The sequence below is a fragment of the Massilia sp. X63 genome (assembly GCF_041023745.1).
Classification (GTDB): domain Bacteria; phylum Pseudomonadota; class Gammaproteobacteria; order Burkholderiales; family Burkholderiaceae_D; genus Telluria.
On the sequence record NZ_JBFTEF010000001.1, the window covers coordinates 441,734 to 453,778 of the forward strand.

Below are 12,045 nucleotides of genomic sequence, written 5' to 3' on the forward strand. Positions count from 1 at the left end.
GATGCGGCGCCGCCGCTGGGGCGGCGCGGGTGCTCAGGCGGCCGGGCGGCCCGGGCGCGGTTGCGGCGCCATCGGCGGCACCGTGATCTGCTCGTTCAGGCGCAGGAACTTGAAGCCGGCCAGCACCTGCCCCGGCTTGCCGGCGCTTGCATTGCGCGCCTCGCGTTCGAGCGCGCGCGCGATGAAGGAGTCGAAGCTTTCTTCGCGCACCTGCGGCGCCTGCGAGTGCAGCAGGCGCCGTTCGCCGTCCGGGCCGAGCACCACCAAGCCGACGTGCGAGGCCCAGTACTCGCCGTCGCGGGTCGAGATCACGTTCACGAAGTCGCCTTCCTGCAGCCGCCCGGCGATGGCCGCGACCTGCTCCTTCGGCACGTAGGCCTGGCGGCTGCTCTCCACCGGAATGTCGCGCGCCGTGTGGTGGCGGGTGCGCAGGAAGCGCGCGCGGTCCACCGTCATCGCATACGCGGGCCCGGCCGGGCCGGCCAGTTCGGCGCTGACATCGGTCACCAGCCAGCGGTTGGCCACGTTCCAGTCCATCTCGGTGTAGTGGTTGCGGGTGGCCACGCCGATCACGCCGTCGCGGTAGCGGATCCGCTGCAGCATCCAGAAGAATTCTTCCCAGGACTGCGACAGCGCCATCGCATAGGTATGTTCCGCGAACACGACGCAATCGCTTTCCTTCAGGCTGAACAGCGGCAGGTTGTCGTGGATTTCATACGGAAATTCGCCCAGCAGGTGCAGCGAATAGGGCTGGCCCAGGTTCTTGCGGCCGATCGCGGCGATGCGCTTGCGCAGGTCGGGTTCGGCCGTATGGATGTGGGCGATGTAGCGGCCCGCTTCCTGCGGCGTCATCTGGTAGAGCGGCTTCTGCAGCAGCGCGGCCAGCGGGATCTCCGCAGCCGGCGCGGCCGGGTTCTGGTTCTGTGGAGGAGCGCTGGCGCAGCCGGCGAGGGCGGCGCCGGCGAACAGCAGGCAGCTGAGGCGCAGGGCAGGGATCATGGCAAGAACGGGCTGTGGAGGGTAGGCCAACGCTACTCCTGCGCGCGCGCAAACGGGTAATGAAAATTTGTTTATTTGGTATAACTTTTGCAATGTCCCCATATGTACATTCCTCAAAGTTATATAGCGTCGAAAACAAGTGATTATTCAGCAAGCTTGACATCATCAATACTCCGCCCATGGCAGTAATGGTGCCTACCAATTGCATACCAATAGCTAGAAAACTCAGGAGAGACTGTTATGTTCAAGCAGAAGCCGCTCGCAGCGGCCGTTTCGATGGCGGTGTGGAGCCTGGCCAGCATGTCGGCCATGGCGCAGGACGCCCCCGCAGGCCCGATCCAGACCGTCGAGGTGACCGGTATCCGTGCCTCGATGGCGCAGTCGCTGGCCGTCAAGAAGAACGCCAGCGCCAACGTCGAGGTGATCACCGCCGAAGACGTCGGCAAGATGCCGGACCGTAACCTGGCCGACTCGCTGCAGCGCCTGTCCGGCGTGGCCGTGCGTACCGACTACGACGAAGCCGAAAAAGTCGCGATGCGCGGCACCAACCCCGACCACACCCTGATCCTGTTCAACGGCCACACCGTCTCGGGCGGCGACTGGTATTTCGGCGACCAGCTCTCGAGCAGCCGCTCGACCAGCCTGTCGCTGATGCCGTCCTCGGTCCTGAACCAGGCCGTGGTGTACAAGACATCCGAGGCCAAGCTGGTCGACGGCGGCATGGCAGGCACCATCAACGTCAGCACCCGCAAGCCGCTGCAGCAGAAGGAGCGCCTGAGCGGCATCGTCAACCTGGGCGCCGTGTACGCGGACCTGCCGAGCAAGGCCGCGCACGACACCAACGCCTCGCTCAACTGGAAGAACGAATCGAACACCTTCGGCTTCATCGTCCAGGGCTTCGCCCAGAAGCGCCACGTGCGCCGCGACTCGGCCTCGCGCTTCGCCTACGTCGGCGGCAGCGGCTGGGACGTGATCGACACCAAGACCATGCTGGGCATCACCGACGAATCGCTGGCCGGCACCGGCTACAAGGCCTCGGACCTGAACGGCGTGCGCCTGCCGGGCTCGATGAGCACGGAATACGTCGAAAGCGTGCGTGACCGCAAGGGCGGCATGTTCTCGATGCAGTTCAAGCCGAACCAGGACCTGGACATGACCCTGACCGGCTTCCATTCGGAGATGAAGGCGAACAACTTCGGCCGCCTGAACGCCGGCGCGATGTTCAGCATGCTGAAGGGCCTGGGCGGCGCGCAGGGCGCCGCCACGCCGACCGACTCGAAGGGTCAGCGCGTATACGCCCAGATCAAGAACCCGATCATCACCACCGAGCGTACCGTCTACGGCCACGAGCTGAAGGTGCTGAAGGCCGCCGACATCGTCTACCCGGCCGGCACCACCCCGCAGTACATCGGCGAGACCGAGGGCGCCTACCGCGACGGCGCGCGCGCCACCAGCGCCTTCCTCGACCTGGACGTCAAGTACCGCGTCACCCCGGACCTGACCGTCAAGGCGCTGCTGTCGTCCACCAAGGGCGTCGGCGAGACCGCGCTCGACCAGGGCCTGACCTACACCCGCTACGGCACCGGCGTGTCCTACAAGCTGGGCAGCCTGTACGACGCTCCCTTCGTCAAGTACTACGGCACCGGCCCGAACGTCCCGGGCATGAACCCGGACGGCAGCGGCTACGTGCTGACCGGCCGCGCCGCTTCCGGCGTCACCACCAACGACCGCGAAAACAGCCTCAACCTGGATGCCGAGTACCGCACCGAGCTGGGCGCGCTGCGCTCGGTCGATTTCGGCGTGCGCCATGCCGACCACCGCCGCGACAGCGCGCGCCGCTTCCCGCAACTGCGCACCGGCAACCTGAACGACAACGCACCGACCGGCGCGTTCAACTTCCAGCCGATTCCGGCCGACTTCGGCAGCGGCCTGGACGGCCCGGCCGGCTGGGACAATACCAGCTGGACCCTGACCCCGGAGGCGCTCAAGGCTTACTTCGCGGCCAACTACAAGCCGACCACCGCGGAGTGGGAGCGTCGCGTGTCGACCGAACTCGACATGCGCGAACGCCAGAGCGCGGCCTATATCCAGGGTAACCTGGAAGCGGAACGCTGGTCGGGCAACTTCGGCCTGCGCTTCGTCCGCACCCAGGTCAATGCGATGATCCCGGTCCCGCTGCCGGTCGGTACCTGCGCGCGCACCGAGCCGGGCAAGCCGGCCACCACCTGCGCCGCCGTGCCGGGCGCGATCACCACCGCCAGCGACGGCGTCCAGTACTACGACGGCGTGCCGTTCAACCCGCTGGCCGGCGTGATGTACTACAAGAAGGAACGTGAAACCACCTTCAACAACCTGCTGCCGAGCCTGAACCTGCGCTACGAGCTGAGCAAGGACCAGATCCTGCGCTTCGGCGCCAGCAAGACCATCTCGCGCCAGAACTACAACATCCTGGGCGCCGGTTACGGCTCGCCGGCATGTACCGACGGCGTGTGTCAGGTCACTGGCCCGAATCCGGAAATGGAACCGCTGATCGCCAAGAACCTGGACCTGTCCTGGGCCTGGTACTTCGCACGCCGCTCGATGGTGGGCGTGAACCTGTACTACTCGGATATCAATGGCTATCCGAAGACCGGTACCGCCGGCAGGACCACGGTCGAGCTGCTCGATCCGCGTGATTCGCAGATCAAGACCTTCGCCGTGAACACCGCTTCGCAGCAGGGTGCGCGCATCGCCGGCATCGAGCTGATGTACGAGCAGCCGTTCGGCAACACCGGCTTCGGCTTCACTTCGAACGTCAGCAAGGCCAAGACCAAGGTCGACGACGGTCGTCCGATGGTCGGCGCTTCGGAGTACTCCGCCAACCTGGGCACTTACTACGAGGACGACAAGCTGTCGGCACGCCTGGTGGCCAACTACCGCAGCGAGTACGTGAATACCTCGACCGCTCCGGCGCCGACCGCCAACAGCCAGGGCCTGTCGACCGTCAACGGCATCCTGATGCCGGTGGCGCCGACCTTCGCCGCGCCGGTCACCACGCTGGCCTTCAACGCCAGCTACAACCTGACGCCGACCCTGGTGCTGTCGTTCGACGCGACCAACCTGACCAACGTCAAGCGCGCCTACTATCGCTACAGCGAAGAAGAGCAGCAGAAGCTGGACGTCGGTGGCCGCCAGTACTACGTGAACCTGAAATACAAGTTCTGATCTTCACGTAAGCTGGTCAACAAGGGGAGCTTCGGCTCCCCTTTTTTCGTGCCCGGACTCAGCCGCTTCCAGCGCCGCCCGTGGCCTTGTAGGAGACCGCCTATCGAAAAATGTGCGGCACCTAACGGTGACCTGGGGAGCCCATCGTTATCATGGGAACCGTCTGAGTGAGGGAGCTGCGCGACAAACGCACGGCACCAACAGCTCAACAGGTTAGCCGGTCGCCTCGAGGACCGGCACCAATTCGGGCCGGCGCACTGCGCGACGGCCCCAACGGAAGTGGAGGTCGCCATGTCCGAGATCAAGCAGCCACCCAAGCACCTGGTACGCGAATACCTCGAGCGCCGCGCGCGGGAAAGCGCGCCGCCGCCGACGCCGGAGGAGATTCGCCGCCAGCTCGGCTGGGGCATGCTGATGCCGTCCGATCTCAAGATGGCCACCAACCGTTCCTAACGCGCTGCGCCAGGAAGGCGCGGTCCCCACCGTGCATACGGTGTCCACCCAGGAGACGTTCATGACCAAGAGTATCGGCAACAAACACGAGGCACAACACCGCGGCAAGAAGGAACGACTCGAGATCCGCCGCACCAACATCGCGCGCGAAGCGGTCAAGATGGCCGAGGCCCGCGCCAAGTACCGCAACCAGGTCAAGGGCCGTCCGCCGATGGACCTGTTGGCTTCGGCCTGAGCATCGATTCGATCCAGGTAACGCTGCCCATCCGGCCCGCCTCCACGGCGGGCTTTTTTTCGTCCGCCATCCGCCGAAATCTTCGCCATTCACCGCCTGCGCCCCGCCGTTCGCCGAAAGACGCTTTCGCCGCAGCCCGGGCTTCGGTATCGTGCGTCCATATACCACTCATATGGAGTCACGCAAATGCATACCGAAGAAGCTTACCGCTGGCGCAAACAGGTGGTCTGGGGCCTGATGCTGATCGTGGTCGGCACGATCATCCTCCTGGATCGCCTCGACTACCTCGACGCCGGCGCCTACTGGCATTACTGGCCGCTGCTGCTGGTCGTGGTCGGCATCAACCAGACCATCGGCTACCCGAGCCCGCGCGAATTCGGCAACGGCCTGTGGACCGTCTTCATCGGCCTGTGGCTGTTCGCCTGTTTCGAGAACGTGTTCGGACTGACCTTCCGCAACAGCTGGCCGCTGTTCATCCTGGCCTGGGGCGTCAAGCTGGTCTGCCAGCCCCTGATCGCCCGCCGCCTCGGCCAGCAGCCCGTACTCACCCAGCCGGAGAACAAGCATGAACAATGAATTCCCGTCCAAGGACGCCGTCCATCCGAAGGGGCAGGTGCAGGCCAGGGCCGTCAGCAGCCAGGTCGTGCTCGGCCTGCTCGTGATCCTGATGGGCCTGCTGTTCCTGCTCGATAACCTCGACATCATCGAGACCCGTCGCGTGCTGGCCTTCTGGCCGATGGTCTTCATCGTCGTCGGCGTGGTCAAGCTGTGCGACACCCAGACCCGCGGCGGCCAGATCGTCGGCGCGGTGTTCGTCGGCATCGGCGTCCTGATGACGCTGGACCGCCTCGACATCATCGACTTCAACTGGCGCACCCTGTGGCCGCTGTTCTTCATCGGTTTCGGCGTCTACACGCTGTACAAGGCGCGCACCGGGCGCCGCATGATCGCGGTCGACGGCGTCAAGGGCGAGAACGACCTGGGCGGCGAGGGCGTGGTGGACATCACCGCGATCCTGGGCGGCTTCGAGCGCCGCGTGTTCACCCCGAACTTCCGCGGCGGCGAGATCACGGCGGTAATGGGAGGCTGCAGCCTCGACCTGCGCAACTCCTCGATCCAGGGCGAGGCGGTGGTCAGCGTGTTCGCCTTCTGGGGCGGGGTCACCCTGAAGGTGCCGCCCGACTGGACCGTGGTCCTGAACGGCACGCCGATCATGGGCGGCTTCGAGGAAAAGACCATCGCGCCGCCGGACAACAGCAAGCGCCTGATCGTGCGCGGCTACGCGATCATGGGTGGCGTCGAGGTGCGCAACTGATGGCCCGGGCGATGGCAGCGGCGCGATGAGCGGCGGCATCCAGACCCGGCACGGCGTCGCGCTCTACCTGCTCGCCTGGCTGATGCTGGGCCTGCTGCTGGCGGGGCTGATCGTGGCCACCACCGGCGCCGGACCCGGCGCCAGCCTGTTGTTCGCGCTGCCGCTGACGCTGTTCTACGCCAGCGCCTGCGGCTTCTCCGCCTATTACCTGTGCCGCGCCTATCCGCTGGGGGAACAAGGCCTGGGCGCGGTGCTGGCGGTGTTCGCCTTCAGCGGCGCGAGCGCGGCGCTGCTGTGGTGCGCGGCCGCCAGCGCCTGGGCGGCCCTGTGCGGTCTGTTGCTGGCGCAAGGCGACGCCCTGGCGGTGACGCGCCCCTTCGTGGCGGTGATGTTCGGGATCGGGGTGCTGCTGTACTGGATGACCGCGGTGGCGCATTACCTGGCGCTCGAATTCGAGCGGGCGCGGCGCGCCGAGACCCGCGAACTGGAGTCGCGCCTGCTGGCCCGGGACGCCGAGCTGCGCATGCTGCGCACCCAGGTCGATCCGCACTTCCTGTTCAACAGCCTGAACTCGATCAGCGCGCTGACCGCCATCGATCCCGGCCGCGCGCGCGACATGAGCCTGCAGCTGGCTGGCTTCTTCCGCCACACGCTCGGACTGGAAGCGCACCGCAAGGTGCGGCTGCAGGACGAAGTGGCGCTGGTCGAGCGCTTCCTGGCGATCGAGCAGGTGCGCTTCGGTCCGCGCCTGGCCTTCCGCCACAGCGTGGGCGCGGACGCCGCCGACTGCCTGCTGCCGCCGATGATCCTGCAGCCGCTGGTGGAGAACGCGGTCAAGCACGGGATCGGCGGCCTGCTGGAAGGCGGTAGCATTACGCTTGCCGCCGAACGCGCCGGCTCGCTGTTGCGCATCCGGGTCGAGAACGATGCCGACCCGGACGGCGCGGCGCCGCGCGCCGGCAAGGGCATCGGCCTGGTGAACGTGCGCCAGCGCCTGGCGGCCGCGTACGGCAGGGAAGGCAGCGTGCACTGGGCACGCGAAGACAATACATTCCGGGTGGAGCTGGTGCTGCCCGCGGAGACGGAAGAGGAATAGTCCATGGGAGCAGTCCAATGCGGGTATTGATCGTCGACGACGAACACCTGGCGCGCGCGCTGCTGCGCGAGTACCTGTCCGGCCACCCCGACGTCGAGGTGGTGGGCGAATGCGCGAACGGCTTCGAGGCCGTCAAGGCCATCGGCGAGCTCGCGCCCGAGCTGGTCTTCCTCGACATCCAGATGCCCAAGCTGGACGGCTTCGAGGTGGTCGAGCTGGCCGGCGCCGGCGCGCCGACGGCGCCGCATTACATCTTCGCCACCGCCTACGACCAGTTCGCGCTCAAGGCCTTCGAGGTGCATGCGATCGACTACCTGCTCAAGCCCTTCAGCCGCGAGCGGCTGGCGCAGGCGCTCGAGCATGCGCGCAGCCGGCGCCCGGCGGACGCCCAGGCGGCGCAGCTGGCCGCCGTGGTCAGCGACGCCGCGCAACGGCGCGGCTACCTCGAGCGGGTCTTGATCAAGGACGGCGCCCGCGTCCACGTGGTGGCGAGCGGCGGCATCGATTACATCGAAGCCCAGGACGATTACGTGCAGGTAACGGCAGGCGGCAAGGCCTGGCTCAAGCACCAGCGCCTGTCCGAGCTCGAGGCCCAGCTCGACCCGCAGGTGTTCATCCGCATTCACCGCTCCTACATCGTGAATGTCGGCGCGATCGCGCGCATCGAACCCAGCAGCAAGGACAATTACTGCGCCGTGCTGAAGGACGGCACGCGGCTGCCGATCAGCCGCAGCGGCTACCAGAAGGTGCGCGAGCTGATGCGCTAGCCGGTGGCGGCTTGGTCCGCTTTCCGGACCACCTGCTGGTCCACCTCCCACCAGGCCGGCAGCAGGGCGCGCACTTCGGGCCGCGCGAAGCGGTCGTCGATCAGCCAGACCACGCCGCGGTCGGTTTCGGTCCGGATCACGCGGCCGGCGGCCTGCACCACTTTCTGCATGCCGGGATACAGGTAGGTGTAGTCGTAGCCGGCCCCGAACATCGCTCCCATGCGCTCGCGCAGCTGTTCGTTCACCGGATTCACCTGCGGCAGGCCGAGCGTGGCGACGAAGGCGCCGATCAGGCGCTCGCCCGGCAGGTCGATGCCTTCGCCGAAGGAGCCGCCCAGCACCGCGAAGCCCACGCCCTGGCCGCCGGGCACGAAGCGCTCCAGGAAGGCGGCGCGCTCCGGCTCGCTCATGCGGCGCTCCTGGCGCCAGGCCGGGACCTCCGGGTGGCGCTGTTCGAGCTGCGCCAGCACCTGCTCCAGGTAATCGAAGCTGCTGAAGAAGGCCAGGTAGTTGCCGGGACGTTCCAGGTACTGGCGCGCAACCAGGTCGGCGATCGGTCCCAGGGAAGCCGCGCGCTGCTGGTAGCGCGTCGAAATGCCGCCCGCGACGTGGACCGCGAGCTGGCTGGCGCTGAACGGCGAGGCCACGTCGGCCCAGGCGGTGTCCGCCGGCATGCCGAGCAGGTCGCAGAAGTAATGCCAGGGACTGAGCGTGGCCGAGAACAGCGTCACCGAGCGCGCCAGCGCGAAACGCGGCGCCAGGAAGGGCGCCGGCACCACGTTGCGGATGCTGATGGTCGAGTCGCGCAGCCCCGACCGGCCCAGGTCGCACAGGGAATGCTCGCCGAAGGATTCGGCCAGGCGCAGGAATGCCAGGGCGTCGAAATGGAAACGCTGCAGGTCCGGGTCGAGCGGGCCGGGGAACTCGGCCAGGAAGTCGTTGACGGTGCTGGTGGCGTTCTGCAGGGCGTCGAGCAGCTTGCCCGGCACCTCGGCCAGCAGCTGGTAGGGCGCGGGCGCGTCCTTGTCGACCCCGGTCCAGGCCCGGCCGACCCGTTCCAGCGCCTTCTTCACTACTTCCGGCGCGTTGGCGCGCGCCACGCGCAGGTCGGCACGCGCCAGCTGCGCGCTGTACATCGAGCGCGCCCGCGAGACCATGTTATGGGCCTCGTCGACCAGCACGCTGGCCTTCCAGCCCCGTTCCAGCGCCAGCGCGTACAGCATGGCGCCGCCGTCGAAATAATAGTTGTAGTCGCCCACCACCATGTCGGCCCAGCGCGCCATCTCGCTGCCGAGGTAGTAGGGGCAGACGTCGTGGGCCAGGCCGACCTCGCGCAGGGTCTCGCGGTCCAGCAGGGCCGATTCCGCCGCTGCCGCGGCGGCGGCGCGCGCGGTGGGCAACCGATCGTAGAAGCCTTTCGCGAGCGGACAGGCGTCGCCGTGGCAGGCCTTGTCCGGGTGTTCGCAGGCCTTGTCGCGCGCGGTCAGTTCGAGCACGCGCAGCGGGATGGTCTTGCCGGCGCCCAGGCTGGCGGCGGCATCGAGCGCCAGGCGCCGGCCCGGCGTCTTGGCCGCCAGGAAGAACAGCTTGTCGAGCTTCTCCTGGGGCAGCGCGCGCAGCACGGGGAACAGGCTGCCCACCGTCTTGCCGATGCCGGTCGGGGCCTGCGCCAGCAGGCAGCGCCCGCTGGTGTTGGCGCGGTAGACGTTTTCCGCCAGCTGGCGCTGTCCCGGGCGGAAGTCCGGGTGCGGGAAGCGCAAGGCCGCCAGCGCCGCATCGCGCGCCGCGCGGTGCGCCGCTTCGCTCGCGGCCCAGGCCGAAAAACGCTCGCACAGGTCGGCGAACAGCTGGGACAAGTCCGCCGCAGCGCGGGTCTCGCGCAGCACGGTTTCCTGGCCGCTGCCGATGTCGTAGTAGACCAGCGCCAGGTTGACTTGCTCGAGCCCGAGCTGGAGGCACAACAGGTGACCGTAGACGCGGACCTGGGCCCAGTGCAGGTGGCGATGGTTGTCGGGGATCGCGGAAAACTTGCCGCGGTGGGTCTTGATCTCTTCGATCAGGTTTTGGTCGGGGTCGTAGCCGTCGGCGCGCCCGCGCACCTGCAGCGCGCCCCAGCTGCCCTCCAGTGCCAGCTCGGTGCGGTAGCTGGCGCCGCGCCGGCTGGTGACGACCGCGTGGCCGGCGATGCCCTCCTGGGCGCTGGGCGAGGGCGTGAAGCGCAGGTCGAGGTCGCCCTGCTTGGCGGTGAACTCGCACAGCGCGCGCACCGCGACGGTGTAGGTCGGGCCCACGCTCAAGCGGCCTGTTCCCACTGCAGGTAGCACACCGACACCGGCATGCCGTGCGCGGCGCAATAGTCGATCCAGCGCAGCTGGTTGTCCTGCAGGCGGTCGCCCGGGCCCTTCACTTCGATCATGGTGTAGCGGCCCTCGAGCGGCCAGAACTGGATCAGGTCGGGAAAGCCGGTGTGGTTGGCCTTGACGTCGGCCAGGATGCGCTCGCACCACTTGCGCAGGTGGGCCGGTGGAATGCAGGCCAGGGCCAGTTCCAGCAGTTCATCGCTCAGGGCGCCCCAGTACACGAAAGGCGAGGCGATGCCCGCCTTGTCGCGATAATTCGCGCGGATGGTGTCGCGGTAGCTGCCGTCCTCCAGTTGCGCCAGGCAGGCCGCGAACTCGGCCTGGCGCCGCTGGTGGAAGTCCGGGCTGTTCAAATCGGCGGGGCCGCGGTGGAAGGGGTGGAAGAAGGCGCCCGGAATGGCCGCGAACACGGCGCGCCAGCACAGCAGGCCGAACAGGGAATTGGCCAGCGCGTTCTCGACGTAGAACACCGGCGCGGCTTCGCAGGCCAGGTGTTCGCGCACCACGCCTTCGACCCACCAGTCGCCCGCCGGCATCGGCAGGCACAGGTCGAGCCGCTCGACCGGCGCGGCGCGCTGAGCCGGCAGGCGGGCGTGGCCGAGGCGGCGCGCCAGGCGCGGTGCGATGCGCATCAGGTGCTGGCGTTCGGCCTCGCTTTCCGGGGCGGCCTGAGCCAGCCGCAGGAGCGCATGGGCTTCGTCGAAGCGCTCGTGCTTTTCCAGCACCCGGATGGCGCGCCCGCGCGCCCCGGGAAAGCGGCAGCGCGCGTAGACGGCGTGGGCATTGTCCCAGTCCTTGAGTTTCTCGTAGCCCTGGCCGATCTGGAACAACAGCTTTTCGCGCCGGCCGACCAGCCAGTCGTTGTCGAACACGTGCGAGGGCAGGTCGCGCAGCACCTCGTCGAGCGATTCGCCCGCGTAGAAGCGTTCCTTGCAATCGTGCAGCCGGAGGTAGTGGTCGACGTCCGCGCGCGAGCGAAAGCCGCGCGAGGCCTGCGAGATTTCGACCGGCTCGAAACGGAACATGCCGAGGTCGGACAGCACGAATTCGGTCCAGTCCTGGTGCAGGTTGCCGAAGAAGATCAGGCGCAGGCGGTCGCACAGCGGCTTGACCAGGATGCGCAGGGCGAGGTCGGTGCAGTCGGGGTGCCAGCTTGAATACGGACGGTCGTCGGCGCATGCCGCGCGCAGCGCTTCCAGCTGCTCGGCCTTGCGCGCGTTCTTGTGGGGTAGCAGCGCGCCGAAGGCGGCGGCGATCTCGGGCTTGGACAGCAGGTCGAACAGCTCGTCCAGCGAGAGCACCGGGTCGGCTTCGACCCAGCCGGTGGCCAGCAGGTGGGCGCAGGCCTCGCGCGGACAGCCGATTTCCGCATAGCTCAGCTTGCTGGCGCGGAACAGCGCCCCCTTGCGCATGACCATGCGCACGAACAGGGCGCGTGCATTCCGCGGCAGCGCGGGAAAGGCGGCCAGGAAGGCGAGCTCCTCGTCGACCAGCAGGTCGCGGTAGCGCTCGCTAATCCAGTCAAGGACGCGCTGGAAATTGTCCAGATAATAAAACTCGTTTTCCAGAACCTTGATCATGTCGTAGGGTCATACTGTGCTTATGTACAGTATAAC

At 67.5% G+C, this 12,045-nt stretch carries 10 protein-coding genes; 7 read left to right on the plus strand and 3 right to left on the minus strand.

All coding sequences use genetic code 11. The features are described 5' to 3' along the window. Positions 1-33 precede the first annotated feature (33 nt). Positions 34-1,029, minus strand: coding sequence for an N-acetylmuramoyl-L-alanine amidase-like domain-containing protein (locus AB3347_RS01980; RefSeq protein WP_369090088.1), 996 nt, complete (start codon positions 1,027-1,029; stop codon positions 34-36). A 210-nt stretch (positions 1,030-1,239) separates the two neighbouring features. On the opposite strand from AB3347_RS01980, the gene AB3347_RS01985 reads away from it, so the two are divergent. From AB3347_RS01985 to AB3347_RS02015, 7 genes are all read left to right on the plus strand, one after another. After that, positions 1,240-4,203, plus strand: coding sequence for a TonB-dependent receptor (locus tag AB3347_RS01985; RefSeq protein WP_369090089.1), 2,964 nt, complete (start codon positions 1,240-1,242; stop codon positions 4,201-4,203). A 291-nt stretch (positions 4,204-4,494) separates the two neighbouring features. Then, positions 4,495-4,656, plus strand: coding sequence for a hypothetical protein (locus AB3347_RS01990; protein WP_369090090.1), 162 nt, complete (start codon positions 4,495-4,497; stop codon positions 4,654-4,656). Between the two features lie 61 nt (positions 4,657-4,717). Then, entirely contained in the window at positions 4,718-4,891 is a 174-nt protein-coding gene (locus AB3347_RS01995; protein WP_369090091.1) for a hypothetical protein, read from the plus strand. A 186-nt stretch (positions 4,892-5,077) separates the two neighbouring features. Continuing rightward, positions 5,078-5,467, plus strand: a complete 390-nt coding sequence (locus tag AB3347_RS02000) for a DUF5668 domain-containing protein (RefSeq protein WP_369090092.1) — start codon at positions 5,078-5,080, stop codon at positions 5,465-5,467. Then, complete coding sequence (locus tag AB3347_RS02005) at positions 5,457-6,206, plus strand: DUF5668 domain-containing protein (RefSeq protein ID WP_369090093.1); 750 nt, start codon at positions 5,457-5,459, stop codon at positions 6,204-6,206. Before AB3347_RS02000 ends, AB3347_RS02005 begins: the two co-directional genes overlap by 11 nt. A 25-nt stretch (positions 6,207-6,231) precedes the next feature. Then, positions 6,232-7,302, plus strand: a complete 1,071-nt coding sequence (locus AB3347_RS02010) for a sensor histidine kinase (protein ID WP_369090094.1) — start codon at positions 6,232-6,234, stop codon at positions 7,300-7,302. Between the two features lie 17 nt (positions 7,303-7,319). Continuing rightward, positions 7,320-8,069, plus strand: a complete 750-nt coding sequence (locus tag AB3347_RS02015) for a LytR/AlgR family response regulator transcription factor (protein WP_369090095.1) — start codon at positions 7,320-7,322, stop codon at positions 8,067-8,069. Here AB3347_RS02015 and AB3347_RS02020 read toward each other — a convergent pair. Next, positions 8,066-10,360, minus strand: coding sequence for an ATP-dependent DNA helicase (locus tag AB3347_RS02020; RefSeq protein WP_369090514.1), 2,295 nt, complete (start codon positions 10,358-10,360; stop codon positions 8,066-8,068). The genes AB3347_RS02015 and AB3347_RS02020 overlap by 4 nt on opposite strands. A 2-nt stretch (positions 10,361-10,362) precedes the next feature. Continuing rightward, the gene (locus AB3347_RS02025; RefSeq protein ID WP_369090096.1) at positions 10,363-12,009 is read right to left on the minus strand and encodes a VRR-NUC domain-containing protein; all 1,647 of its coding nucleotides are present in this window, start codon (positions 12,007-12,009) and stop codon (positions 10,363-10,365) included. Between the last annotated feature and the right edge of the window lie 36 nt (positions 12,010-12,045).